The organism is Comamonas suwonensis (assembly GCF_012844455.2).
GTDB lineage: Bacteria > Pseudomonadota > Gammaproteobacteria > Burkholderiales > Burkholderiaceae_C > Comamonas > Comamonas suwonensis.
The window spans coordinates 63,319-88,283 of the sequence record NZ_JABBCQ020000006.1; the positions used below are offsets into that span (position 1 = coordinate 63,319).

The window sequence follows — 24,965 nt, forward strand, 5'->3', positions numbered from 1 at the left end:
CGGCACCGGCAGGGCGCCATGGCAGTTTGTAAGGGCACCGCACAGCGAAGCCGCGCAGCAAGGCCGACAGCGTAGCATGGCATTTTTTGGTTCTTTACAGAATCGCGTGGATACCGGAGCAAGTGTGGCGAACTTTCCCCCAGTGCAGCCCAGTACGTGTCCACTCAGCAGAAGTATTTGCTAACTTTTCGCAAACGGCGTCATGTGACAAATCTGATCGGCCATGGTTTCGGCCTCTTGCGCGTTGTGCGTGACCAGAATGGCGGTCTGGCCTGCGGCACGCAGAATGTCGCGCACTTCCAGCGTCAGACGCTCGCGCGTGGCGGCATCCAGATTGGAGAACGGCTCATCGAGCAGCAGCAAGGCGGGGGACGGAGCCAGCGCCCGCGCCAGCGCAATGCGCTGCTGCTGCCCGCCGGACAACTCATGCGGGAACTTGGCCCCGGCATCGCCCAGCCCCACCACGGCCAGAAGCTCATTCACACGCTTTTCGCGCTCGGCCTTGCTGCTGTGGCGCAGGCCAAAACCCACGTTCTGCACGGCGCTCAAGTGAGGGAACAGGCCGTACTCCTGAAACATCATGCCCACATGGCGCTGCTCGGGCGGCAGATGGGTTCCGGGGCCTGACAGCAGCCGCTCGCCCAAATGGATGCTGCCCGCACGCACGGGTTCAAACCCCGCAATGGCGCGTAGAACCGATGTCTTGCCACAGCCCGAGGGGCCAAGCAGGCTGGCAATATGGCCGGCAGGCACCTGCAGGTCAAAGCCCTGCAGCACGGTGTGCAGACCCTTAGGGGCGGCATAGCCCAGATGCAGCTGTGCAATATGTAGTGAGGCGGTCATGCTGTTACTTCAATTTCAATAGCTGTTTGCACAATACCAATAAGCGCTTGACGCCAATTTCATGCAAATCATTGCTGAGCATTCGACAGTTGCGAGCGGGCCAGCAGCATGACGGGGATCAGCCCCGCCACCACGATACACAGCGCAGCAATCGCACCCTCTTCATAGGTGCCGCGTGCGGCCTCGGCATACAGCCAGGTGGCCAGGGTGTCAAAGTCCGCCGGGCGCAGCAGCAATGTGGCGGGCAGCTCTTTCATGGCATCGACAAACACCAGCATGGCGCTGGTGGCCACGGCCGGGCGCAGCAGCGGCAGGTGGACGCGGCGCAGTGTGGCCAGCCGCCCTTCGCCCAGCAGGCGCGAGGCTTGCTCCAGCGTGGGCGGTATGCGGGCCAGCCCGGCCTCAATGCCGCCTACCGGCATGACCAGAAAGCGAATCACGCAGGCCACCACCAGCACCACGCCCAGCCCCATCAGAGGCAGGCCTTCTGCACCAAACAGACTGGCCAGCCCTGCATCCAGCGCCAGCGCGGGCGTCAGCAGGCCAATGGCCAGCACGGTGCCCGGCACGGCATAGCCCAGAGCCGCCACCTGCGCCGGCCAGCGCGATGGCGCCCGGGTGCTGATGCCGGTGCGTGTGGACCATGCCACCACCAGGCCCGCAGCCACGGCAATCACGGTCACGCCCGCTGCCAGCCCCAGCGTATTGAACAGGCTTGACACCAGCCCCTCAGAAATACCGGTGCCCTGCGCAAAGCGCTTGCCGCTTTCCCATGCCAGATAGGCGGCAGGGGCGACAAAGCCAATCAGCACAGGCGCGCTGCAAAGCAGCGTGGCCAGCCATGCGCTGTAGCCGGGCAGGCGATGCGATTCAATGCCGCGCATGCGCTGGGCAGAGCCAAAGCGCTGGCGGCTGCGGCCTCTGCGCTCCAGCCAGACCAGGGCCACCACGGCCAGCAGCATGGAGCAGGCAATCTGCGCTGCGCCGGCCAGGTCCGAGCGCGTAATCCAGGTCGTATACACCGACACGGTCAGCGTGTGCACGCCCAGAAATTCCGATGCGCCAATGTCGTTCAGCGTCTCCAGCAGCGCCAGACTCAGGCCCACGGCCAGCGCCGGCCGCGCCATGGGCAGGGCTACGCGCCAGAAAGCGCCCCAGCGCGTTTCACCCAGCGAACGCGCGGCTTCCATCAAATGCGCGGGCTGGGTCATGAACATGGCCCGCGCCGTCATATACACATAGGGGTAGAGCGTGAAACCCAGCACAAAGATCGCGCCACCCATGGAGCGCAGATCCGGCAAACGCCACTGGCGCGGGCTGTCATACCCCAGCACCCAGCGCAGCGCGCCCTGCACCGGACCAATGGGATGTAGCAAATCAAGATACGAAAAAGCGACGATATAAGCCGGCATCGCCAGCGGCAGCAGCAGTGCCCAGTGCAGCCAGCGCCGCCCCGGAAAATCATAGGCCGTCACCAGCCATGCGCAGCCCGTTCCCACCAGCAGCACCAGCAGGCCCACCCCCGTCAGCAGCAAGGCCGTGTTGATGGCGGCATCGGGCAGCACATAACGCAGCAGGTTCTGCCAGTGCGCAAAATCGGCCCCCAGTGCCAGCCACGCCAGCGAAGCAATGGGCGCGAACACCCCCAGCGCAATCAACCAGCTTGCGCCCTGCCACACCGGCCCGACGGGCCGCAGCCCTGAACGAAGAAAAGAAAACATCAAAAAATTAGAAATGGAAACGGCCCTTGAACAGGCATGCTCCATCAAAGGAACACCGAGCAAGAGCCGCCTCGCAGCGAAGGTGTTGCCTCCTCCCGCATTGCGAAGCAAGAGCGAGAGAGGGGAAGCGGCAAGCCGCTCAGGGGTGCTTATTTGTCAAAGCCGACCTTGTCGACCAGCAAGCTAGCCGCCTTGCGGTGCTTGGCAATCTCAGCCAGTGGCAGCGGGTCAATCTTGATTTCGCCAATGTTCTGGGCCACGACGGGGTCCAGCGCCACGCCCTTGCGCACGGGGTGCTCGTAGTTAGCCTGTGCGTACATGTTCTGGGCCGGTTCGGACACCAGGAACTCCAGCAGCTTCACCGCATTGGCGCGGTTAGGCGCGTGCTTGGCCACCGATGCACCGCTGATATTAATGTGCGTGCCGCTCTTGGGGTCGTTGAAAGTAGGCTTGATGACCTTGATGGAATCGCCCCACTTGCGTGCATCCGAACCTTCCTTCGCCGCCTTCATATGGCCAACGTAGTAGGTGTTGCCCAGACCTACATCACAGATGCCGCCCAGAATGTCACGGGCAATGTCGCGGTCCCCGCCGGTGGCCTTGCGGGCCAGGTTGGCCTTGACGCCCTTGAGCCACTGCTCGGTCTGTGCTTCGCCATCATGGGCAATCATGGCCGCAATCAGCGCCGTGCTGTAGGGGTGCTGACCAGCGCGCGAGCAGACCTTGCCCTTGAACTGAGGCTTGGCCAGGTCTTCATAGCGGAAGCTGCCGATCTTCATGTCTTTATCGGCATACAGCACGCGGGCACGCATGGACAGCGCAAACCACTGATTGCCCGCATCGCGCAACTGAGCGGGAATGGCCGACTCCAGCGCCGCCGACTTGACGGGCTGGGTCACGCCGCCATCGACCAGATCCAGCAGATTGCCAATGTCCACTGTCATCAACACATCGGCGGGCGAACGCTCGCCTTCGGCCTTGACGCGCTCCAGCAAGCCATCTTTGATGAAAACAGTCTTCACGCCCACCTTGGTCTGGGTTGTGAAGGCAGCCAGCAGCGGCTGAATCAGCGCGGGCTCGCGCGTGGTGTAGAGGGTGATGTCCTCAGCGTGAGCGGACAGCGCAGGAGCGCACAAGCTGGCAACGGCGGCCAGTGCAAACAGGGGACGTCGAAACATGGAAGGCTCCAGAGGGTGAAAGCAGCAGACACAAAAAAACACGCTCCGCTTCAGAACCCCAAAGGCCTCCTTCCAGCTAAGTGCAAGAGGGCCATGAGTTAGTACCGAAAGCGGAGCGTGTTTTTATGCTTTTGAGAATCGCTCGCATCCATCTTAACCGAACGATGGGGTCCCCCTTGGCACCCAACCCGGATGGCGGATACGGTAATGCGAACCAGTCCACATGCACGCTGTCACCCAAGCGCCAGCAGGTCGCAGGCATGACAGCGCCGCCAGCGGCAAAGGCCCAACATCCGCCCCATGGGAACCCTCTACCTTGTGCGCCACGGCCAGGCCTCGTTTGGCGCGGATGATTACGACCAGCTCAGCCCACGCGGCCAGGACCAGTCCGTGCGCCTGGGCGCGTACTGGCGCGAACGGGGTCTAACGTTTGACGCCGTCTATGCCGGCACGCTCAAGCGCCACCAGCAAACGCTGGCCGGCATTGTTCAAGGCCTGGAAGGATCCATGCCGGCGACACAGAGCAGACCCGGCCTCAATGAATACGACAGCGAGGCACTGCTGCGCGCCATTCACCCCGCACCGCTGCCAAAGCCCGATACCCCCGAGCTGTACCGCCATCACTTTCGACTGCTGTGCGACGCACTGGCGCAGTGGATGGGCGGCACCATCAGCCCCGAAAGCATGCCGGACTGGAACGGCTTTTCAGACGGAGTGCATCAGGTGCTGGAAGAAATACGCCACGAGCACAGCGGCCAGAACGTGCTGCTGATCAGCAGCGGCGGCCCCATCTCTACGGCCGTGGGTCAGGTGCTTGGCACATCGCCCGAGGTGACGATTGCCCTCAATATGCGGCTGCGCAATATTGCGGTGACGGAGTTCACCATCAGCCCCAAGCGCCTGATGCTCCAAGCCTTCAACACGCTCAATCACCTGGACAGCCAGGAGCACCGCGCCTGGATTACCAACGCCTGATCGCCCTCAAGCCTAGAGCAGACAAGCGCAAAGTGCTACAAGTCCTGCATGGACTCCCTCTTTCTCACACTCGGTGATACGGCGCTGACCCTGGGTATCGGTTCTCGGCAACACCCTCTACCCATAGGCATTGCCACCTTGGTCAAGGCCTTCCGTCAGCGCATGCCCAGCGCGCTGGCACTGGAAAATGCGATCGCCGATGTGGAGGATGCCGTGATGCCTGCAGGACAATGGCTGCCCGCTGGCGCCAGCCTTCTGCAAACAGCAGATCCGTTGCTGCTTCAACTCATCCACAGTGCTACTGGCAACCCTCAAGCCACACAGGCATCGCGCGAGGCGATCGAGAATCTGTTTGAGGTGCTGGCCCGCCAGTCCCTGCAACCCGGCCATGTCGATGCGCAGTTGCCGCAAAGTCCGGAATTTGCCGCCGCCCTGCTGATACTGCGTGAAGCCATGCATCACTGGGGAATGAGCACCCTGCAAGCACGCAGTAACCAGCCATTCCCTTGAGGCATAGCAGTCAGAACGCTTTACGGCTGCCTCGCGGCATTTTTCGGCGGCACACTGTCTGCATAAAAGTTTCAGACAGAAGGACAAGCATGAAACGCCGCAGTTTTACCCATTCCCTGATCAGTGCCGCAGCGGGGGCTGCCCTGCTGACCGGGTTTGTCACCAGCGCGCAGGCCGAAGGCCTCTCCAACCGCCCCATTCGCATCGTCGTGCCTTTTGGCGCAGGCGGTGTGGCCGATGTGACGGCTCGCGTGGTCGCGCAGCAGCTCTCTACGCAGCTGGGCCAGCCCGTGGTGATTGACAACAAGCCCAGCGCGGGCGGCATTGTGGCCGCGGATACCGTGGCCAAGTCCGCGCCAGACGGCCACACCCTGTTCCTCATGTCCAACGGCAGCGCCGTGACGGTCAATCTGTTCAACAACTTGCCCTTCGACATGGTCAAGGACTTTACGCCCGTGTCCACACTGGGCTACTTTGACATTGGTGTGATTACCGATGCCAAGTCGCCCTTCAAAAACCTGGGCGAGCTGGTGAGCTACGCCAAGGCCAACCCCGGCAAGCTGAACCTGGGCAGCATCAATGTGGGCAGCACCCAGCACCTGGCGGCCGAGCTGTTCAAAACCACCGCCGGTATCGACGCGCAGATCGTGCCCTTCAACGGCACACCCGCCGTGGTGACCGCCCTGCGCGGCAAGCAGGTGGATGCGGCGGTGGAAATTCTTACGCCCATCATGGGCCAGATCAACGCCAAGGCCGTGAACCTGCTGGCGGTGACAGGCGAGAAGCGCTCGCCCCTGCTCCCCGCTGTGCCTACAGCGCAAGAATCTGGCGTCAAAGGCTTTGTGGCTTCTTCATGGAATGCGCTGGCCGCGCCATCCAAGACTCCAGCCGCTGTGATTGCGCGCCTGAACAAAGAAATCACCGCCGCGATGAACAGCCCCGAAGTGACCAAAAAGCTGCGCGAGCTGAATGTGCAGGCGCAGGCCAGCACGCCCGAGCAGACCGCCAAACTGCTGCAATCCGAAATCAAACGCTGGGGCGATGTCATCACCACAGCCAAGATTCCAAAGCAGTGATGCCAACCACTATGCTTTTTGTAGCGTGTAGCGCTTGAAAAAATTGAACTTCAATACAAAACAGCCTGCAAATGCAGGCTGTTATTGCGTGAGCCACTCCTGAATTCAAAGCGGCTGGGGTTTTTTCTCCACTGTGCTCAAGGGCAGATCGTGAATCTCGCCCAGCAACTTGACCAATCCCTCAGCCGATGACTGCACCATGGCCGCGCCGCGCTCTACCGTTGCGGCAATAGCGTTGCCTGCGGCACCGGCGGGGTTGTAATCCTCCATCGCCCAGCCCAGCTTGGCGCTGCGGCCATTGCCGATCAAGTGATATTTGCCGGCCCGCACTTCAGAGGTGGATGCGAAATTCTGCGCCCTCTCCATGTGCACGGTCTCGGGCGCGAGGTGCAGCATCATCGAGGTCTCCACCTCGCCGCCATGCACGCCAAAACGGTGCTCATGCGCGCAGAACTGCTGGTTGGCGGCATCGTCCACCAGCCCGAACCAGCTGGCGCTGTAGACCAGCAGGCCGTGCTTAATGCGCAGCTCGCGTGCCACCACATCCATCACGCTGACCTGACCGCCATGGCCGTTGAGCAGCAACAGCTTTCTGACCCCGGCACGTGCCACGCAAGCGCCTAGCTCCGTCCACAGCGCAATCAGCGTGGTGGGCTGCAAAGTCAAAGTGCCTGCGTAATTGGTGTGTTCGACGGAAAAACCTATGTTCTGCGGCGGCAAGAACAGCACGGGCAAGTCTGCAGGCAACAACGGAAGTGCTTGGGCAATCACGCCATCAATCAGGCTGGCATCCACCGACAGCGGCAGGTGCGGGCCATGCTGCTCCACCGCGCCCACGGGCAGCACGGCCACCGTGTCTGCGGCCAGCCCGCTGGTCTGTGCCTGGGCAAAGTCGTAGGCAGAGGCCTGCGCCCAAAAGCGCGAGGGCCAGCGTGCAGAAGAAGACGGGATATTGCTCATACCCCGCATCGTAGCTGCGCCAGCCGCTCACGGCGAGGTCAGGGCTCAGGCATCAGTCCGGCAAGCACGGCGGCGCGACCTCCTTCACAATCATCCGATGCCTGAAGCCACAACCAGCGCGCAGCGCCAGAACACATCCACAGACACATCCCGGGCAGCGGCCAGGCCGCAAACCCGTGATCTAACCCAGGGTCCCATTGCCAGCACCTTGCTGGTCTTTGCCCTGCCCATACTCGCGGGCAATGTGCTGCAGTCGCTCAATGGCTCGGTCAATGCCATCTGGGTCGGCGGCCACCTGGGCGAAGCCGCCCTGACGGCCACCGCCAATGCCAACAATGTGATGTTCGCGCTGATCGGTGCGGTGTTCGGCATCAGCATGGCGACCAACATCCTGATCGCCCAGAGCATGGGAGCCCACAACATCGGCCAGGCCAAGCGCGTGCTGGGCACCAGCGCCACGTTTTTTGGCGTGGTTTCGCTGCTGATCGCCTTATTGGGCTGGCCGCTATCGCGCCATCTCATGCAGTGGATGAGCACGCCCGAGGCCGCCCTGCCGCTGGCCGAGGCCTATCTGCAGGTCATCTTTCTGGCGATTCCCCTGCTGTTCATGTTCAGCTTTGTGACGGCCGCCTTGCGCGGTGCCGGGGACACCAGGACGCCGTTCTGGTTTTTGCTCATCGTCGTGGCGCTGGACATGGCGCTCAACCCCTTGCTGATCTTTGGCTGGGGGCCCGTTCCGCGCATGGGCATCCAGGGCTCGGCGGTGGCCACGCTGATTGCCAACGGGGTGAGCTTTTTTGCCCTGCTGGGCTGGCTGCGCTTTCGCCGTCACCCGCTGTGGATAGGCCGCCGACAGCTGGGCCTGTTCAAGCCCGATCTGACCATCGTGCGCACCCTGGTCGTCAAGGGCCTGCCCATGGGCGTGCAGATTGTGATGATCTCGCTGGCCATGATCGCCATGATTTCCATGGTCAACGAGCATGGCGTGCAGACGGCATCGGCCTACAGCGCCGCGTTGCAGCTGTGGACCTATGTGCAAATGCCGGCCATGGCCATTGGTGCCGCCTGCTCCTCCATGGCCGCGCAGAACGTGGGTGCGGGCCTGTGGAAGCGCGTGGATGCCACGGCCCGCGCAGGCATGCTGACCAATATTCTGCTGACGGGCGGGCTCATCGTCCTTATCGTGCTGCTGGATCGCTATGTACTGGGCTGGTTTCTGCCCACCGGCAGCGCATCGCTGGAGGTGGCTCGCCACCTCAACCACATTGCGATTGGCTCCTTCCTGTTCTTTGGCGTGACCTTTGTGCTGTCTGGCGTGGTGCGTGCCACGGGTGCGGTGCTGGCCCCCATGCTGATTCTGGGCATCGCCATGTGGGGCATTCGCGTGCCAGCGGCCCGGTTTCTGCAGCCAGTGCTGGGTGTGGACGCCCTATGGTGGAGCTTCCCCATCAGCTCGGCCGCTTCGGTGGTCATGATTCTGGCCTATTACCGCTGGGGCAACTGGCGCAAGGCCGAGATGCTGCCCCGTGCGGCAACGGTGGCCACGGAACCCCCAACCACTCAACCAGATGCAACCCATTCTTTGAACTGCGATGCGCTGCTGGCGCAGTCTCCCGCCAGCGACAGCGTGGCCATTCCTGCCGAGGTAGCTGGCCAGCCGCCCGGGCCGGTGGCCAATCAGGCGAAGTCTTAGAGCGACTAACACTACCCAGGGTTGCATTTGAGACGAGGCGCGAAGCCGCAGGCGGTACAGAAGTACAACAAGGCGAAGCAACGGCTGATCAAGGGTTGTGTTCGCCGCTCTTAATCTGCTCATACAGCCTTCACCTTGGCGGCGCATACTGCCTGACTGGAACCAAATAGCGCAACCCAGCTCCAAACACAGGTCATGCCGTCTCTTCCAATCCTCCCTCGCCTCAATCTCAGCCCCAGACTCAGCCCGTTCGTTCTGTGGTTTTTTGCATTGATTTTGATAGCTACCAGCGCTTTACCTATAAGCGCCAGAGCACAAATCAACCTGGGTTTATCCAGCAGCAAAACCAGCACCTCGGCCGCCGTGGTGCAGACACCACGCGTGCGCGCCGAATTGGTGGCGCAAGCGCCCGATGGGATTGCCGCAGGCCAGACCTTCTGGCTGGGCCTCAAGCTGGCCCATGAGCCCGACTGGCACACCTACTGGAAGAACGCCGGCGACTCCGGCTTGCCCACCGAACTGCAGTGGCAGCTTCCCGCCGGTCTGAGCGCTGGAGCCATTGACTGGCCCACGCCCCACGCCCTGCGCGTAGGCCCGCTGGTCAATTACGGCTACGAAAACACCGTGCTGCTGCCCATTCCGGTCAAGGTTGCCAGCGACTTCAAGGCGCCTGAATCCGGCATGGTGGAGGTACGCCTGTCGGCCAGCTGGCTGATCTGCCGCGTGGAATGCATTCCCGAAAGCGGAGAGTTCGCGCTGCAGATTCCCGTGGGCGGCAGCACCGCCACCCATAGCGAAGACTTCTTCAAGGCGCAAGCCCAGCTGCCTGCAGCGCTGAGCGATAACGGCAAGGCCAGCATTCAAGCCGATGCCAATGCAGCCAAGGGCACGGTGCTGGATGACCGCATCAGCCTGCGCGTCACAGGCCTGCCAGCCGCCCTTCAGGGCAAGACGCTGGAGTTCTACCCCGAAAACGCCGAAACCTTCAGGCATGCCGCCGAGTCCGGCAAGGACTGGCAGCAGCGCTGGGAGGGCAATGTGTGGGTGGCTGAGGGCATCCCGCTGTCTGACATGCGTGGCGAAACGCCCAAGCAACTGGCCATCGTCATCGCGCTCGCCAACAAGGACCGCATCGCAGCGATGGGCAAGGGCGAGCCCATTGCCTGGCGCAGCACGCTGGATGTATCGGGGCAATGGACGCCTGCCATGATGGCCAGCGTCTCCCCCGCTCTGGCCGCTGCGCTTGAAGCCAACAAAAATACGGCGGCTGCACCGGCCCCCACCAGCGCCAGCAACACCGGTATCTGGGCCGCACTGCTGGGCGGATTGATTGGCGGGCTGATTCTCAACCTCATGCCCTGCGTGTTTCCCGTGCTGGCCATCAAGGTGCTGGGCTTTGCGGGTCATGGCCAGAATCGTCGTGCTCAAAAAATAAGCGGTCTGGCCTATACCGCTGGTGTGGTGCTGTCATTTGTAGCGCTGGGCGCGCTGCTGCTGGGCCTGCGCGCTGCGGGCCAGCAGCTGGGCTGGGGCTTTCAGCTGCAGTCACCCATTGTCGTGTCACTGCTGGCGACGCTGTTCACCGTGCTGGGGCTGAATCTGGCAGGGCTGTTTGAGTTTGGCAGCCTGCTGCCCAGCCATATCGCCAGTGCACAGGCGCGCAACCCGGTGCTGGACTCCTTCCTCTCCGGCGTGCTGGCCGTGGCCATTGCATCGCCCTGCACGGCCCCGTTCATGGGCGCCTCTCTGGGTTTTGCGATTGACATGCCCTCCGCACAGGCGCTGACGGTGTTTGCCGCCCTGGGCGTTGGCATGGTTCTGCCTTATCTGCTGGCCAGTTTTGTGCCCGCCGTAGTCAGCTGGCTGCCCCGCCCCGGCGCGTGGATGGAGACCTTCCGCCGCGCCATGGCCTTCCCCATGTTTGCGACCGTGGTCTGGCTGGTGTGGGTGCTGGGCCACCAGAGCGGCATGGACGCAGCAGCTGCCCTGCTGGCCCTGCTGCTGGTACTGGCCGCGCTGATCTGGGCACTGGGCCTGAGCGGCAAAAGCCGTCTGGCACTCAGCGCCATCGCTGTGCTGCTGGTGGCGGGTGTAGGCTATTACGCCGCCCCTCTGATCACCGCGCCGCCGGCAGAGCCGGCACAGGCGCAGAACGGCGAAGGCCAACTATGGCAGCCGTGGACGGCTGACAAGGTTCAGTCTCTGCAAGCGGCCAATCAGCCCGTGTTTGTGGACTTTACCGCCGCATGGTGCGTGACCTGTCAGGTCAACAAGCGCACCACGCTCAGCCATGCGGATGTACTGGCCGCTTTTGAGCAGCACAAAGTGCAACTGCTGCGCGCCGACTGGACAAGGCAGGATCCGGCCATTACCCAGGCCCTGCATGCGCTGGGCCGTAGCGGCGTACCGGTCTATGTGCTGTATGTGCCAGGCAAACCGCCCGTGGTGATGAGCGAGCTTCTGTCCAAGAGCGAGGTACTGGACGCACTGCAGAAAATTTAGCTAGCCGGCCTTCTCAGACCTGCGCCAGTTCCTCGTGCAGGCAGAGATAGTTGCCCTCCGTGTCCTTGAACCAGGCGGCCTTTTCGGAACCCAGCACACAGACATGGTTGACGGTCTTGAAGTCCGGGAAGTCGTAGTCCTCAAACACCACGCCCCGGCTTTTCAGCGCCTCAATGCTCGCCACGATATCGGGCACTTGGAAGCTGATGGCCGTGTGCTCGGCCTTGGTCCCGCCCGGCTTAGGGAACAAGGCCAGAGCACTGCCGCCAACCTGGTAGACAAACTTCCCGTCGGGTCGCAGCGCCCCCGGTTGCAGCCCCAGACACTCTTCGTAAAAAGCGCGGGCACGCACCATATCGATGACCGGCAGCATCGTCGTCACAGCGGAATGGCTCAGCATAGAAGCTCCTTTGCTCGGCGCTGCGGGAGCATGGCCCTGAGTCGAGCAAGCCAAGCTTAGCCCCGGCTTTGCGCAGGAGCCAGAGCGATACCGGCGAATGAACTGGGTGCAATCAACTTTACGACTGTGCACATCGGCCGCATGCGGCAGGCAGCATCAGGCGCAGCAGCCCTATGGCACAAACAGGGTAAACGTTCTAGACTGGAGTTGCCCACAAGCCAGGCTCCACCGCAGTTTCCAGCCTCTGCCAGCCATGCATGCTCTGTCCACTGCGGCCCGCCTGAACAGCACAGGAGGTCAGCCATGCATATCAGTCTGCTCCATTCGTCGCCCCATCAACGCCATTGCCTGCTGCGTGCGCTGGCACTGGCCAGTCTGGCCATTGCAGGCATCGCCTTGCCGTTTGTCTGGGACTTTCTTGCCGCGATCAACAGCATGCCCAAGATGCACTGGCTGCAGCAAATGCTGGAGCAAATGCCTGCCGCCAGCTGGCTGATGATGTTTGTCTGGGGCGGAGCCATTCCTCTGGTCTTGCTACACAGCCTGCAGCAGACGCCTAGCCACAAGCTGCGCACTGTAGTGCTGATGATGGTACTGATGTGGATTGCCGTCACCTGGTACGTACACATGCCCGCCAGCAACCAGTGCACCATGCTGTACGAGTCATGGGAATGGGCCTGCTCCGTTCTGCAATGGGGCTTCAGCATGAGCCTGCTGCTGGCGATTGCGGCCTATGCCTTCCTGATGCTGGGACTGGTGATCAGCTCACTGGGCCAGCTGTCAGAAGGCATGGAGGATGAAAAAAGCCACGCAGCCTGAAATCCGCTGCGCCTGAACCCACAAGCCTGCGGTGATTGCCGCAGGCTTTTTTGATTCAAACTGCACTCAGTTCTTGATACGGCCAAACAGGCGGCGATAGCGCGATGGCAAATCCTGCATTCGCATCATGATGGGCAGGTCTGCCGTGTTGAAGTCGCAATCCCAGGCCGGAGCCCCCAGCACCTTGGCGCCAGCGCGCAGATAGCCCTGAATCAGCGCGGGCGGCTCAACTTGCAAAGCATCGACCGACACATCACTGATGTGCGCCAACTCTTCAGGCAGGGCCACACGCGGGCGAACCTGCAGCCCAGCCTCGGCCAGGTGGGTTTGGCGCAGTTGCTGCCAGATGCGCGCCGGGCCTTCACCATGGGCCAGACCTGGATACTGCATGGGAATACTGGCACAGCCCACCATGGCTTCGAGCTGGTTACGCTGCATGAACTCTGCCAGAGCGCCCCACAGCGCCAGAATCACGCCGCCCTGACGGTGCTCTGCATGTACGCAGCTACGGCCCAGCTCCACCATTTGGTCACGCCAGCCGTTGATGGGGGTCAGATCGAATTCCTGATCACTGTACAGACCTCCGGCACGACGGGCCTGTGCGGGCGTCAGCAGCCGGTAAGTGCCAATCACCTTGTTCTGCACTTCATCGCAGATCATCAGATGCTCGCAAAAGTCGTCGAAAAAGTCGATATCGTGGCCGGCCACAGGCGTCTGCAGCACAGCGCCCATTTCCTCGGCAAAGACCTGGTAGCGCAGGCGCTGAGCCTGCCTCACTTCATCCAGATGTCTAGCCCAGCGCACCTGCAAGCGCAAAGCGGGCGCTGCCGCATGCGCGGGACTAGGGAGAGAAGCAAGCGGCGATCTCGATGCCGAAGCCTGGGATGTGGTAATCGCCTCAAGTATCTCGGGATGCCTCATGCCTGCTTACCTCTCGATGTTGGACGCAGTCGGCGGCCTGCCTGTGCCACACAGTATGTCTGCGTGCCCTCATTGTGAAAAATGCAAATGAAGCCTGCATGGCAGTTGCATGACGTTTGCGTGACGCCCCTCCCTGAAAGCCGCGAAGCCGCAAACAGTGCGAAAGTACTGGCAAGCGACACAACGACATATCAAGGCTTGTATTCGCGGGTCTAAAAAAGCCACATCACCCAGAGGTGTGGATTGCTGCTCGGGAATGTGGTGAATAGAAAAGCCAGAGTGGGCGACAATCAAGCCATGAGCTTCGCCCCCCTGACCAATGACACCTTCCTGCGCGCATGCCGTCGCCAGGCTACTGACTACACGCCCCTGTGGCTGATGCGCCAGGCGGGACGTTACCTGCCTGAATACAAAGCTACCCGCGCCAAGGCAGGGAGCTTCATGGGCCTGGCCACCAATGTGGACTACGCCACCGAAGTGACGCTGCAGCCGCTGGAGCGCTTCCCGCTTGATGCAGCCATTCTGTTCAGCGACATCCTCACCGTGCCTGACGCCATGGGCCTGGGCCTGACGTTTGCCGAAGGCGAAGGTCCACGCTTTGCCAATGTCGTACGCGACGAGGCCGCAGTGGCTGCGCTGGCTGTGCCCGATATGGACAAGCTGCGCTATGTGTTTGATGCCGTCACCAGCATCCGCAAGGCGCTGAATGGCCGCGTGCCACTGATCGGTTTTTCGGGCAGCCCCTGGACGCTGGCCTGCTACATGACCGAAGGCAAAGGCAGCGACGACTACCGCACTGTCAAGTCCATGATGTACTCGCGCCCCGACCTGATGCACCGTATTCTGGAAGTCAACGCCGACAGCGTGGCCCAGTACCTGAATGCCCAGATCGACGCAGGTGCTCAGGCCGTGATGATTTTTGACAGCTGGGGGGGCGTGCTGGCCGACGGTGCTTTCCAGGAATTCAGCCTGACCTATACCAAGCGCGTGCTGGCCCAGCTCAAGCGCACCGGTGTGGACGGCACCGATGTGCCCCGTCTGGTCTTCACCAAGGGCGGCGGCATCTGGCTGGATGACATGAAGGATCTGGACTGCGAAGTGCTGGGTCTGGACTGGACTGCCAATCTGGGCAAGGCTCGCGCCATTGTCGGCGGCCAGGTCGGTGGTCCCGGCAAGGCACTGCAAGGCAATATCGATCCCAACGTGCTGTTTGCAGCCCCAGAGCAAGTCGCCGCACAGGCCCGCGCCGTGCTGGATAGCTTTGGCAAGCCCCACACAGACCGCAGTACCACCGGCCCCACCCACATCTTCAATCTGGGTCACGGCATCAGCCAGTTCACCCCGCCTGAGCATGTGGCCGCGCTGGTCGAGGCGGTGCACAGCCACTCGCGCCTGCTGCGCACACAGGGCTAAACCGAACCAGCAACAAGTGCCTACGCGCATCGCGAAATGGCACTTGCTGCTCACTTTCTGAGCTTTGAGCCCGGTTTCCCCGGGCTAACGACTCAGTCAGCCAAAAGGTTATTGCGCGACAATCGCTTGCTCCTAGCGCAACAAAATCAAAGCAAGCCTTTGATTTAAAAGAATTAAATTTCAGACCCCGAGAAATGAAGCGCCAACGAGGTTTGGCGCTTTTTTATTTTTTCTTGTGGCTCTCGCTTGATAGATAAAAGTTATCCACACGCATCGCTTTAAAAGCCGCACAGTCCCTTGCAAGTGCTTGGATTAATGCTATTTATTAAGGAGTTGCAGACTTTGCGCAGGAGTTTGCACGCATTTAGGTTTAGGGAGCTTCTCGGTTGACAGCAGCGCCCCGCCTGATTTATGCACAGATGTGGCAAAGCAGACTTCTTGTAAGCGCTTGACCTAGCAAAGTTTCCAAAGACACGGAAATCAAATATAAGTATTTGTTTTATATATATTTTTTAGTCCACCAGATCTGTTGCAGATTGACTAACTTCAGACTTAAAAGTTGAGAGCGTCACCTTCGGCCTATTTTTCCTCACAAAGTTATCCACAGACCGCAAAGCCTTTGCAGGCCTCAAAATCTGCTATAGCTCTGAGAACATCGGCCAGACCGATGACTCCAACCCTTCTTCCCGCACATGTCCCACATCGTTCACGTTGCCGTCCAGACCCCTGCCCACAGTGCCGTTGGCGATCTGCTCAGCTACCGCAGCGATGAGGAACTGGCACCGGGCACGCTGGTGCGTGTGCCGCTGGGCAAACGGGAGATGCTGGGCGTGGTCTGGGATCCGCCCGCTAGCGCAGAGCCCATTCCCGAAGGCATTGAGCTGCGCGGCATTGCCGGGGTACTGAAAGGCATTGCACCACTGAGCCAGGAGTGGCGGCGGCTGGTGGCCTTTGCGGCCCACTACTACCAGCGCAGCGTGGGCGAGATTGCCGTATCAGCCCTGCCGCCCCATTTGCGCGATATGACGCCCGAGCAGCTGGCGCGGCGCCTAGCCCCGCCCAAGGCCGCCAAACCCAAACGCCGCAGCAAAAAAGCACAGGCCGAAGCCATAGAAGAAACCGCCGAGCCCGTTGTCGAAGTCACCGCCACGCCGACCACTATCCCTTTGCTAGCACTTAGCGCAGAGCAGGCTTTGGTCTTTGAGCAAATTGAGCAGCAATCTGGCCCATTTTTGCTCTACGGCAGCACCGGCAGCGGCAAGACCGAGGTCTATCTGCGCGCCGTGCAGGCCGTGTTGGATGCCAACCCCGAAGCACAGGCGCTAGTGATGGTGCCCGAGATCAATCTCACGCCCCAGCTGGAAGAGCGCTTTGTCGCCCGCTTCACACCGCAATACGGCACGGATGCCGTGGTCAGCATGCACAGCGGCATGACCAACCCGCAGCGCCTGAGAAGCTGGCTGGCCGCCCACACCGGCCGCGCGCGCATTGTGCTGGGCACACGCATGGCAATTTTTGCCAGCGTACCGCAGCTGGCATTGATCGTCGTCGATGAAGAGCATGACGCCAGCTACAAGCAGCAAGAAGGCGCGCGTTACTCCGCGCGCGACTTGGCCCTATGGCGGGGGCGAGCCACACACTCCAAGGTCATTCTGGGCAGCGCCACGCCATCGCTGGAGAGCTGGCATGCCAGCACGCCCGCGGATAGTGGAGGCCCGGGCCGCTACCTGCGCCTGAACATGCCTAGCCGCATTGGCTCGGCCAGCCTGCCCAAGGTGCGCTTGGTGGATATGACCCAGCAGCCGCGCAAGGCCGTGTTTTCGCCGCCGCTGCTGGACGCGATTACCGAGCGCGTCCAGCGTGGCGAGCAAAGCCTGATTCTGCTCAACCGCCGTGGCTTTGCGCCCGTGCTGTTTTGCGCCGACTGCAGCTGGAAGAGCGACTGCCCGCATTGCAGCGCCCACCAGGTTTTTCACAAAGGCGACCGCACTTTGCGCTGCCACCACTGCGGCTTTACGCAGCGCGTACCCTTTGTCTGCCCCAGCTGCGGCAACCCAGACATCATGCCGCTGGGCAAGGGCACGGAACAGTTGCAGGAAGAGCTGGAGCGCCTGCTGCGCAATGTGCAGCGCCCCGACGGCAATCCGGCCCGTGTGGGCCGCATTGATGCCGACACGACCAAGGCCAAGGGCAGCCTGGAAGAGCAACTGGCCCAGGTACATGCAGGCGACGTCGATGTGCTGGTCGGCACGCAGATGGTGGCCAAGGGCCATGACTTCAGGCGCATCACACTGGTCGCCGCCGTACAGCCGGACAGCGCCCTGTACTCCAGCGACTACCGCGCGCCAGAGCGGCTGTTTTGCCTGCTCATGCAAGCGGCCGGCCGCGCCGGGCGCGATGCGCAATATGTGACGGCGCAGGACAGCCACCCCGAGATGTGGATTCAAAGCCACGACGCGCAAAACGCCGTCTACGCTGCGCTGCGCAGGCACGACTACCCGGCCTTTGCCAAGCAGCAGCTCCAAGAGCGGCTGGACGCAGGCATGCCACCCTACGCCTTTCAAGCCATCGTGCGTGCCGATGCCCGAACGCAGGAAGCTGCGCAGGCCTTTCTGCTGGCCGCCACGCAGGTGGCACGCGATGCCAACCTGCCCTATCTGGACGAAGTTTTCCTCTACCCCCCCATCCCCATGGCGGTGCAGCGCGTGGCCAATGTGGAGCGCGCCCAGATGTTGCTGGAAGCCACCAACCGCAGCGCCCTGCTGCGTTTTCTGAACGCATGGCAGCAATATCTGCACTGGCTGCGCGGACTGCCAGAGCACAGGCCGCTGGTGCGCTGGCTGGTGGATGTGGATCCGCTCAGCATTTGAGACCTCTGACTTCAAGACTTTTCAGCCTCTAGCGCTTGATAAACAAGCGCAGTGCGCTATGAAATTTAAAGAACCCCGTGATGCTTGGCAAATCCATCGGGATTTGCGCGAATGGGCATTCCGGCATGGCTATTGCATGGTGTGAGGCTCGGCTCCACAAGAGGCCGATCCATCACATCACGGAGCACTACTTCATGCAAAAGCAAGCCTTCCGCCAGACACTGCTGGCCGCCACCATTGCCGTTCTCGGCGTTCTGTCTGCACCCGGCGCAGCGCTGGCGCAGGATGCCTCTCCTGCAGCCATGCAGGCGGCCAAAGCCCAGACCGCCAAGCCCAATGTGGTGGTGCTGGCCACAGGCGGCACCATTGCCGGTACAGGTGCCTCCACCGTCAACAGCGCCACCTATACCGCTGCCAAGGTGCCTGTGGACAAGTTGCTGGCCGGACTGCCAGAGCTGGCGCAAGTGGCCAATGTGCGCGGTGAGCAGGTCTTCCAGATTGCCTCTGAAAGCTTTACCAACGACAACCTGCTGACACTGGCCAAGCGCGTCTCGCAGCTTTCCAAGCAGGCCGATGTAGACGGCATCGTCATCACCCACGGCACAGACACGCTGGCCGAGACCGCCTACTTCCTGAGCCTGACCGTGCACACCGACAAGCCCATCGCCGTGGTCGGCAGCATGCGCCCCGGCACGGCCTTGTCTGCCGATGGTGCGCTGAACCTGCTCAATGCCGTCAGCGTGGCGGGCTCCAAGGATGCCAAGGGCAAAGGCGTCTTCGTCACCATGAATGACGAGATCAATACCGCCCGCGATGTGAACAAGGACATCAACATTCAGACGGGTGCTTTCAAGAGCCAGTGGGGCCCGCTGGGCATGGTGGTCGAGGGCAAGAACTACTGGTTCCGCGCCCCCGTCAAGCGCCACACCAATAACTCCGAGTTCAACATCGACAACATCGACAAGCTGCCACAGGTGGACATCGTCTACGCCTACGGCAGCGTGCAGCCCACGGCCGTGAATGCGCTGGTGGCGGCCGGCTCCAAGGCCATCGTCCATGCCGGCACCGGCAATGGTTCGGTCGCCGACCGCATGGTCAAGCCGCTGCAGGATGCGCGCACCAAGGGCACGCTGATCGTGCGTTCATCGCGCGTGCCTTATGGCTTTGTGCTGCGCAACGCCGAGCAGCCTGATGACAAGTACGACTGGGTCGTCGCCCACGACATGCGCCCCGAAAAGGCCCGCCTGCTGACCATGCTGGCACTGACCAAGGGCGCGAGCACTGCAGAGCTGCAGCGCATGTTCTGGGAGTATTAAGCCCTCCTACTGAGCCGCTGATGCGGCTTCCCCTCAAGGGGACGGCAGCCTTTGCCGCGAGACGGCTCTTGCTGGCTGCCTCTTTGCGGGTCCATGCTTGATTTCAGCTTAGAGGTCAAAACAGCGGCTTGTGCAGGTGGTACTTGCACAAGCCGCTATTGTTTTTGCTAGACCATCAAAGCCACGGCAGCGGAAAAGGTCAGAAACGCCAAACTGGTCGAGACCAAGATGATGCGTGCCACACGGCCACTGTGAGCAGCGTAGCGGTCGGTCAGCAGCGAGACATTGCTGGCGGATGGCAGTGCAGCCAGCAGCACCAGCACAACCAGTGTTTCGTGGCTCAGCGAGAGGCCCATGGCCATGGCGCTCATACCCACAGCCCAGACCAGCAGCGGGTGAATGATGAGTTTGGCCAGTGCAATCGGCACATAGTCACGCGCGGCCACGCGCTCGTGGCTATTCATTTGAGAGCGGGCCAGCACCGCGCCAATGGTGAACAGCGCGACGGGAGAGGCGGCCCCGGCCAGCATGGCCACGGTTTTATCCACCGGGCCGGGCAGCACCCAGCCCATGGCCGATGCCAGACCGCCCAGCAAGATGGACCACGGCATGGGGTTGGCAGCCATGCCCTTGAGCGAGCTGCGCACCGCAGTCCAGACACCTTGCCCACCCGCCAGATCCAGCCTCGACAGCGCGATGCAGGCGGAGGTGGTGATGACCATGTCGATGGCCATGGTGACAATGATCGGCCCCGTACTTTGTGCTCCCAGCAGGGCTGCCAGCATGGGCACCCCCATGAAGCCGGTATTGGGAAAGGCGGCGACCAGTGCGCCAAAGGCTGCATCGTTCCAGCCCATGCGCCTGCGGGTCAGCAACACCGTGGCGCCCACCATCGCAGCGGCGCACAGCAGGTAGACCAGGGTGACGTTGATATCCAACAGCTGATGAATGGGCGTCTGCGCGCCAAAGCGATACAGCATGCAGGGCAGCGCAAAGAACAGCACAAAGGCGTTCAGGCCGGGAATCGCCGCCTGCGGCAGTACGCCGCGCCAGGTGGCAATAAATCCGCAGGCCACCAAGGCAAAGAAGGGGAAGGTGATAAGTAGTACGGACAGCACGCACAAATTGTGACAGCGCTCAGGTTTCGCTCTTACTCCTGCGCCATGAAAAAAATTCAGCCGGAGGCATACCCAAAAACAAAGCCTGCACAAGGCAGGCTTTTCCAGGCGGCAGAACTGAGCACCTCAGATCTTGAGCTCTTTCTCCACTTCAGCCACTTTGCGGCGAGCCAGAGCCAGGTTGGCACGGGACTTGTCCAGCACCAGATAAAAGAACACACCGTCGTTGGCAGACACGGGACGGATGATGTGGTACTGCTTTCCCAGCGTAATCAGGATGTCGTCGATCTGATCGTTCAGGTTCAGCATGCGCATGGTCTTGAGCTTGGCACGCACCACTTCGGTGTTACCAGCAGCGGCCAGCTCCATGTCCACTCCACCTCCGACGCTCCCCATCAGCATGCCGCTAGTACTGTCGACCAGTGCACCACAAATGGAGCCGTCAGATGTCATCAGAGCGTTCAGAGAATCTTGAATAGAGGGCATAAATCCACCTTATAAAAAAGCAAGACAAGGAACCCACGCAACCACTGCGCATACTTTCAAACACAGAACCCCGGTGCGCCTGTTTTCAGGGCAGGAACCCGGTTGAAACCTCACCCGCCGCCCAGAGTGCACGGCCTAGCAAGGCGTTCTGATCGACAACCAGACAGAGAACGGCCGGGAATGACCCGTTCACCGCCTGGAAAACCACCGTGCCCGACTCCGTCTCAAACGTCAGGCGCCGGCAATCCTTGTGACTGATTTCATTGGCCACGGCCTTGGCCATGGCCATCAGCGACCCGGCCATGGCGGACAGTCGCTCGGTAGGCAATTCACTGCGAATGCGCAACGCCGTAATCTCGAACCCGTCAGGGGTGCAGAGCAACGCAATGTGCACGCCAGATACAGGGGCCACCACACGCGACAGAATTTCTTGGCCGGCCTCAATGACATGAGTCGGGATCACAAAAGGAGTATGGTTTTTCATAGGGTCTGACTTTGCAGGGACAGCAGCGATGCCAGCACACCGAGGGCGTCCAGCATCTGCTGGCGATCACGGGGATCGGCTTCGACAATGGGCACAACGTCATGGCCCTTGGCCATCAGGGCCGCACTGAAAGCTTCCAGCTGCGCCCCGTTGGCGGTGCGGCAGCTGAGGAGAATCATCAAAGGCGCAGCGTCCAGCTCCGCCGCACCGGTCAGCATCTCGGAGGCGTATTCCACGGCATCCGCATCATTGACATCAACCATCAGCAGTGCGCCCACCGAGGCAGACAGCACCCAGCGTCGCACAAAGTCAAAACGGTCCTGACCAGGGCTGCCTACGAGCTGCAGACGTTCACCAGAGCCCAGATCAATTTCGCCAAACTCGGCACCAACAGTCGTGAACTCTTTGGCGTGTGCGCCTTTGTCCAGATTACGAACATCACTGCCCGCCATGAGTTCTCCGCAAAGACTGCGCAAAGCCGTGGTCTTGCCTATGCCCATAGGCCCTAAAAGGCTCACCCGCATCAGGCCTTGGCCAGGCTGGGGCATAAAAGGTGTCATGAACGTCCTCCGCGCGTAATCCAGCCCGTCAACTTGCTCACCCATTGGCGCGTGACCGACGTAGCTGGCTGCGTTTTTGTTGATATGGGCGCTGCAGACGTCTCCTGAGAGCTACGCAAACTGCAGCGCAATACGGCCTGAACCTGAGGTCGAGACAACAGGGTCAACAATTGAGACATTTCAATGCCCGAATGATCGCTGATGGACTTGGCATCAATCGGCCCGCGTGACAACAGCGCCAGCACCCGCATATTCTGTGCGGTGTTCGCACTGCCAGGCAATGCGACCCACGAGCGCAGCTGAAAGCGGTGCATGCAGTCAAAGCCTTGCTGCTGAAGATCATCCAGAGCCCGCTGCAAAGTCAGCGTGACGCTGACTTTTTGGCGAGCCCTCCAGTCCATGAGAAAGACTGCCGCACGATCGAGCATGTCAATCAGATCGGACAGCGTGAAGTCCACATCCAGGTGAGCGGCCCAACCTTGCGAAGAGCGACCCAGCGGCTGCATCGCTGCCTCTCCACCCACGTAAACCACACAGGGAGCCTTTGTCTCGTCTTTCGACACCTGAGGCGCAAAGCCTTCAAGTACCAGTACTTCTGCCGAATGCCTGGGCACCTGGCGCCAACCAGACAGTGACTTGCGTGCAGCCACAGCAAACAGAGACTCAAAGCGCTGCTGTACAGCAGGCGTCCAGAGCTCTGCAGCCAAGCTTACTTCACCAATGGTTCTCGCCATGCAGAGCACCCTAACTGTGATAGAAAAAATAAATAGCCCATATCAAACCATAGCAAATTCACTTGATACTCGGCATATTCAGTCAGACATTACACAATCTTTCACACTACAAAACTAACACCTTATTACAACTAATTATTAGAGCTACGCGCACTCACCAATGTAGGTAAAACGCTCACTGTGTCCCTTCTTTTTGTCAGTTGTGAGAAGCGCGATCAGAGCTGTTCTCAGTGAGGCGGTATGCTGCCAGTCCTTGTTTTTGATGATGGGTCACTCTGCGTCATGTCCGTTGGTCTCAATCTCGCTCAGCTTCAGGCCGTGCATTACACCGAAGGTCCCTGCCTTGTTCTGGCCGGTGCCGGCTCGGGCAAGACCCGTGTGATTACGCACAAGATCGGCCGCCTGATCGAGACCGGTCTGGCACCCCGCCGCATTGCGGCCATTACCTTTACCAACAAGGCTGCGGCTGAAATGCGCGAACGCGCTGCCGGGCTGATTGGCCGGCAGGCCAAGGAAGTGCTGATCTGCACCTTCCACTCACTGGGCGTGCGCATGGTACGCGAGGATGGCCATATCCTCGGCCTCAAGCCCAAGTTCAGCATTCTGGATACCGACGATGTGACCGGCATTCTGAAAGACTGCGCCGGGGTCACCACCGATGTGGCTACTGCTCGTCAGTGGCAGTGGACTATCAGCGGCTGGAAAAACAACGGCTGGGACAGCCGCAAGGCGCTGGCCATGGCCCAGGACGACAACGAGCGCAGCACCGCCCTCATCATGCAGCGCTACGAAGAGCGCCTGACCGCTTACCAGAGCGTGGACTTTGACGACCTGATCGGCATGCCCATGCGCCTGCTCAAAGGCCACCCAGAAGTACGTGAGAAATGGCAGCGTCTGCTGGGCCATGTGCTGGTCGATGAATATCAAGACACCAACGCCACGCAATACGATTTACTGAAGATGCTGGTGGGCGAGCGCGGCCACTTCACGGCCGTGGGTGACGATGACCAGAGCATCTACGGCTGGCGCGGTGCCACGCTGGACAATCTGAAGAAGCTGCCGGTCGATTTTCCGCAGCTCAAGATCATCAAGCTGGAGCAGAACTATCGCTCCACCAGTGCTATTTTGCGGGCAGCCAACAATGTGATCGGCCCCAACCCCAAGCTGTTTCCCAAGACGCTGTTCTCTGAACTGGGTGAGGGCGAGCCCGTGCGCATCGTCGACTGCGACACCGAAGAGCATGAAGCCGAGCGCGCAGTGGCCCGTATTCAGGGGCTGCGAGCCAGCATGAACCCGCAGCCGGCGTGGAAGGATTTCGCCATCCTCTACCGAGCCAACCACCAGGCCAAACCGTTTGAAAAGGCGCTGCGCAAGGCCAGCATTCCGTACAAGGTCTCAGGCGGCACCAGCTTCTTTGACCGGGCGGAAATCAAGGACCTGTGCGCCTGGTTCCGCCTCTGGATCAACAACGACGATGACCCGGCGTTTCTGCGCTCCATCGGCACACCCAAACGTGGCATTGGCCACACCACGTTAGGCAAGCTGGGCGAATTCTCAGGCGCACACAAACTGAGCATGTTTGGCGCGCTGTTCAACGCCATGCTGGAAGACGCCTTGCCCAAGAAGGCCTTCGAGAGCCTGCTGGAGTTTGGACGTTACATCAACGACCTGGAGTATCGCGCTCGCCATACCTTGGGAGTCGATGCTTCTCGTGCCTTTTTGATGGACTGGCTCAAGGAAATTGGCTACGAACAGTATCTGTACGACAGCGAAGACAGTGAGTCCGTAGCCGCTGCTCGCTGGAGCAATGTGCTGGAGTTCTGCGACTGGATGGCACAGCGCGCTGGCGGCAAGATTGAAGATGCCGCAGGCACGACCACAGAGACCGAAGTCAAGAGCCTGTTGGAGGTCTCACAGAACATCGCCTTGCTTTCGACTATCAGCGAACGGGAAAAAGAGCAGGACATGGTCGTGCTCTCCACCCTGCACGCCTCCAAAGGTCTGGAGTGGCCGCATGTCATGCAGGTCGGCGTAACCGAGGGAATGCTGCCTTTCAAGCTCGACGATGACAACGGCAAGCAGCAAAAGGTCAGCGATGAAACAGCGGCCCGCCTGCAGGAAGAGCGCCGCCTGATGTACGTGGGCATCACCCGCGCCCAGCGCACGCTGGCCGTCAGCTGGACCAAACGCCGTAAGAAGGGCCGCGAAATGGTGGCCTGCATGCCAAGCCGCTTTATCAAAGAGATGGGACTGGACGCGGCCACCGCCAAGGAAGACCCGCGCGAAAAGCTGCGCAAACTGCGCGAAGAATTTGCCGCACGCAAAAGCCCTGCCGTACCGGGCGCGGCCAACTGATACCGAACATGACTCTGAAAACTCTGCTTTT

21 protein-coding genes are annotated in these 24,965 nt (G+C 61.0%); 10 read left to right on the plus strand and 11 right to left on the minus strand.

Going from position 1 to position 24,965, the window contains the following annotated elements; all coding sequences use genetic code 11:
* Positions 1 to 180: 180 nt before the first annotated feature.
* The 3 genes from HF327_RS08440 to HF327_RS08450 form a co-directional block, all read right to left on the minus strand.
* Positions 181 to 843 (minus strand): ABC transporter ATP-binding protein, encoded by a 663-nt coding sequence (locus tag HF327_RS08440; RefSeq protein WP_169107826.1) that lies wholly within the window; start codon positions 841 to 843, stop codon positions 181 to 183.
* Between the two features lie 68 nt (positions 844 to 911).
* Complete coding sequence (locus HF327_RS08445; protein ID WP_169107827.1) at positions 912 to 2,564, minus strand: ABC transporter permease; 1,653 nt, start codon at positions 2,562 to 2,564, stop codon at positions 912 to 914.
* 149 nt (positions 2,565 to 2,713) lie between these two features.
* The gene (locus HF327_RS08450) at positions 2,714 to 3,742 is read right to left on the minus strand and encodes an extracellular solute-binding protein (protein ID WP_169107828.1); all 1,029 of its coding nucleotides are present in this window, start codon (positions 3,740 to 3,742) and stop codon (positions 2,714 to 2,716) included.
* Between the two features lie 300 nt (positions 3,743 to 4,042).
* Between HF327_RS08450 and HF327_RS08455 the strand changes: the two genes are divergently transcribed.
* From HF327_RS08455 to HF327_RS08465, 3 genes are all read left to right on the plus strand, one after another.
* Positions 4,043 to 4,717, plus strand: coding sequence for a histidine phosphatase family protein (locus HF327_RS08455; RefSeq protein ID WP_169107829.1), 675 nt, complete (start codon positions 4,043 to 4,045; stop codon positions 4,715 to 4,717).
* A gap of 48 nt (positions 4,718 to 4,765) precedes the next feature.
* A complete protein-coding gene (locus tag HF327_RS08460) occupies positions 4,766 to 5,227 on the plus strand; it encodes a hypothetical protein (RefSeq protein ID WP_169107830.1) in 462 nt (153 codons plus the stop codon).
* 89 nt (positions 5,228 to 5,316) lie between these two features.
* Positions 5,317 to 6,303 carry a Bug family tripartite tricarboxylate transporter substrate binding protein gene (locus HF327_RS08465; protein ID WP_169107831.1) on the plus strand — a complete coding sequence of 329 codons (987 nt, stop codon included), beginning with the start codon at positions 5,317 to 5,319 and terminating at the stop codon, positions 6,301 to 6,303.
* Positions 6,304 to 6,408: 105 nt separating this feature from the next.
* Here the strand turns inward: HF327_RS08465 and HF327_RS08470 are convergent, their stop codons facing one another.
* On the minus strand, positions 6,409 to 7,272 hold the full coding sequence (locus tag HF327_RS08470) for a creatininase family protein (RefSeq protein WP_169107832.1): 864 nt from the start codon (positions 7,270 to 7,272) through the stop codon (positions 6,409 to 6,411).
* A gap of 88 nt (positions 7,273 to 7,360) precedes the next feature.
* On the opposite strand from HF327_RS08470, the gene HF327_RS08475 reads away from it, so the two are divergent.
* Both HF327_RS08475 and HF327_RS08480 read left to right on the plus strand, forming a co-directional pair.
* A complete protein-coding gene (locus HF327_RS08475; RefSeq protein WP_169107833.1) occupies positions 7,361 to 8,956 on the plus strand; it encodes an MATE family efflux transporter in 1,596 nt (531 codons plus the stop codon).
* A 195-nt stretch (positions 8,957 to 9,151) separates the two neighbouring features.
* A complete protein-coding gene (locus HF327_RS08480) occupies positions 9,152 to 11,458 on the plus strand; it encodes a protein-disulfide reductase DsbD family protein (protein WP_169107834.1) in 2,307 nt (768 codons plus the stop codon).
* 13 nt (positions 11,459 to 11,471) lie between these two features.
* Here the strand turns inward: HF327_RS08480 and HF327_RS08485 are convergent, their stop codons facing one another.
* The gene (locus HF327_RS08485; protein ID WP_169107835.1) at positions 11,472 to 11,858 is read right to left on the minus strand and encodes a VOC family protein; all 387 of its coding nucleotides are present in this window, start codon (positions 11,856 to 11,858) and stop codon (positions 11,472 to 11,474) included.
* Between the two features lie 303 nt (positions 11,859 to 12,161).
* Here HF327_RS08485 and HF327_RS08490 point away from each other — a divergent pair, with 303 nt between their 5' ends.
* Positions 12,162 to 12,677, plus strand: coding sequence for a hypothetical protein (locus HF327_RS08490; protein WP_169107836.1), 516 nt, complete (start codon positions 12,162 to 12,164; stop codon positions 12,675 to 12,677).
* A 66-nt stretch (positions 12,678 to 12,743) separates the two neighbouring features.
* Here HF327_RS08490 and HF327_RS08495 read toward each other — a convergent pair whose 3' ends face one another.
* Positions 12,744 to 13,598, minus strand: coding sequence for a GNAT family N-acetyltransferase (locus tag HF327_RS08495; protein ID WP_169107837.1), 855 nt, complete (start codon positions 13,596 to 13,598; stop codon positions 12,744 to 12,746).
* Between the two features lie 297 nt (positions 13,599 to 13,895).
* On the opposite strand from HF327_RS08495, the gene hemE reads away from it, so the two are divergent.
* The 3 genes from hemE to HF327_RS08510 all read left to right on the plus strand — a co-directional run bounded on the left by hemE (position 13,896) and on the right by HF327_RS08510 (position 19,197).
* Complete coding sequence (gene hemE / locus HF327_RS08500; RefSeq protein WP_169107838.1) at positions 13,896 to 15,011, plus strand: uroporphyrinogen decarboxylase; 1,116 nt, start codon at positions 13,896 to 13,898, stop codon at positions 15,009 to 15,011.
* A gap of 692 nt (positions 15,012 to 15,703) precedes the next feature.
* Positions 15,704 to 17,881 (plus strand): replication restart helicase PriA, encoded by a 2,178-nt coding sequence (gene priA, locus HF327_RS08505; RefSeq protein ID WP_169107839.1) that lies wholly within the window; start codon positions 15,704 to 15,706, stop codon positions 17,879 to 17,881.
* Positions 17,882 to 18,075: 194 nt separating this feature from the next.
* Positions 18,076 to 19,197, plus strand: coding sequence for a type II asparaginase (locus tag HF327_RS08510; RefSeq protein ID WP_169107840.1), 1,122 nt, complete (start codon positions 18,076 to 18,078; stop codon positions 19,195 to 19,197).
* 167 nt (positions 19,198 to 19,364) lie between these two features.
* Here the strand turns inward: HF327_RS08510 and HF327_RS08515 are convergent, their stop codons facing one another.
* The 5 genes from HF327_RS08515 to HF327_RS08535 all read right to left on the minus strand — a co-directional run bounded on the left by HF327_RS08515 (position 19,365) and on the right by HF327_RS08535 (position 22,579).
* On the minus strand, positions 19,365 to 20,315 hold the full coding sequence (locus tag HF327_RS08515; RefSeq protein ID WP_169107841.1) for an AEC family transporter: 951 nt from the start codon (positions 20,313 to 20,315) through the stop codon (positions 19,365 to 19,367).
* A gap of 126 nt (positions 20,316 to 20,441) precedes the next feature.
* On the minus strand, positions 20,442 to 20,801 hold the full coding sequence (locus HF327_RS08520) for a hypothetical protein (protein WP_099739966.1): 360 nt from the start codon (positions 20,799 to 20,801) through the stop codon (positions 20,442 to 20,444).
* A gap of 85 nt (positions 20,802 to 20,886) precedes the next feature.
* Complete coding sequence (locus HF327_RS08525) at positions 20,887 to 21,285, minus strand: roadblock/LC7 domain-containing protein (protein WP_169107842.1); 399 nt, start codon at positions 21,283 to 21,285, stop codon at positions 20,887 to 20,889.
* The gene (locus HF327_RS08530) at positions 21,282 to 21,845 is read right to left on the minus strand and encodes a GTP-binding protein (protein WP_169107843.1); all 564 of its coding nucleotides are present in this window, start codon (positions 21,843 to 21,845) and stop codon (positions 21,282 to 21,284) included. The genes HF327_RS08525 and HF327_RS08530 overlap by 4 nt, the downstream gene beginning before the upstream one ends.
* Positions 21,842 to 22,579 (minus strand): hypothetical protein, encoded by a 738-nt coding sequence (locus HF327_RS08535; protein ID WP_169107844.1) that lies wholly within the window; start codon positions 22,577 to 22,579, stop codon positions 21,842 to 21,844. The genes HF327_RS08530 and HF327_RS08535 overlap by 4 nt, the downstream gene beginning before the upstream one ends.
* Before the next feature lie 282 nt (positions 22,580 to 22,861).
* Here HF327_RS08535 and HF327_RS08540 point away from each other — a divergent pair, with 282 nt between their 5' ends.
* On the plus strand, positions 22,862 to 24,934 hold the full coding sequence (locus HF327_RS08540) for an ATP-dependent helicase (protein WP_169107845.1): 2,073 nt from the start codon (positions 22,862 to 22,864) through the stop codon (positions 24,932 to 24,934).
* Positions 24,935 to 24,965 lie beyond the last annotated feature (31 nt).

Coding starts and splice junctions, on each gene's coding strand:
- HF327_RS08440 (WP_169107826.1), bottom strand. CDS start 843: ATGACCGCCTCACTACATATTGCACAGCTGCATCTGGGCTATGCCGCC.
- HF327_RS08445 (WP_169107827.1), bottom strand. CDS start 2,564: ATGTTTTCTTTTCTTCGTTCAGGGCTGCGGCCCGTCGGGCCGGTGTGG.
- HF327_RS08450 (WP_169107828.1), bottom strand. CDS start 3,742: ATGTTTCGACGTCCCCTGTTTGCACTGGCCGCCGTTGCCAGCTTGTGC.
- HF327_RS08455 (WP_169107829.1), top strand. CDS start 4,043: ATGGGAACCCTCTACCTTGTGCGCCACGGCCAGGCCTCGTTTGGCGCG.
- HF327_RS08460 (WP_169107830.1), top strand. CDS start 4,766: ATGGACTCCCTCTTTCTCACACTCGGTGATACGGCGCTGACCCTGGGT.
- HF327_RS08465 (WP_169107831.1), top strand. CDS start 5,317: ATGAAACGCCGCAGTTTTACCCATTCCCTGATCAGTGCCGCAGCGGGG.
- HF327_RS08470 (WP_169107832.1), bottom strand. CDS start 7,272: ATGCGGGGTATGAGCAATATCCCGTCTTCTTCTGCACGCTGGCCCTCG.
- HF327_RS08475 (WP_169107833.1), top strand. CDS start 7,361: ATGCCTGAAGCCACAACCAGCGCGCAGCGCCAGAACACATCCACAGAC.
- HF327_RS08480 (WP_169107834.1), top strand. CDS start 9,152: ATGCCGTCTCTTCCAATCCTCCCTCGCCTCAATCTCAGCCCCAGACTC.
- HF327_RS08485 (WP_169107835.1), bottom strand. CDS start 11,858: ATGCTGAGCCATTCCGCTGTGACGACGATGCTGCCGGTCATCGATATG.
- HF327_RS08490 (WP_169107836.1), top strand. CDS start 12,162: ATGCATATCAGTCTGCTCCATTCGTCGCCCCATCAACGCCATTGCCTG.
- HF327_RS08495 (WP_169107837.1), bottom strand. CDS start 13,598: ATGAGGCATCCCGAGATACTTGAGGCGATTACCACATCCCAGGCTTCG.
- hemE (WP_169107838.1), top strand. CDS start 13,896: ATGAGCTTCGCCCCCCTGACCAATGACACCTTCCTGCGCGCATGCCGT.
- priA (WP_169107839.1), top strand. CDS start 15,704: ATGTCCCACATCGTTCACGTTGCCGTCCAGACCCCTGCCCACAGTGCC.
- HF327_RS08510 (WP_169107840.1), top strand. CDS start 18,076: ATGCAAAAGCAAGCCTTCCGCCAGACACTGCTGGCCGCCACCATTGCC.
- HF327_RS08520 (WP_099739966.1), bottom strand. CDS start 20,801: ATGCCCTCTATTCAAGATTCTCTGAACGCTCTGATGACATCTGACGGC.
- HF327_RS08525 (WP_169107842.1), bottom strand. CDS start 21,285: ATGAAAAACCATACTCCTTTTGTGATCCCGACTCATGTCATTGAGGCC.
- HF327_RS08530 (WP_169107843.1), bottom strand. CDS start 21,845: ATGACACCTTTTATGCCCCAGCCTGGCCAAGGCCTGATGCGGGTGAGC.
- HF327_RS08535 (WP_169107844.1), bottom strand. CDS start 22,579: ATGGCGAGAACCATTGGTGAAGTAAGCTTGGCTGCAGAGCTCTGGACG.
- HF327_RS08540 (WP_169107845.1), top strand. CDS start 22,862: ATGTCCGTTGGTCTCAATCTCGCTCAGCTTCAGGCCGTGCATTACACC.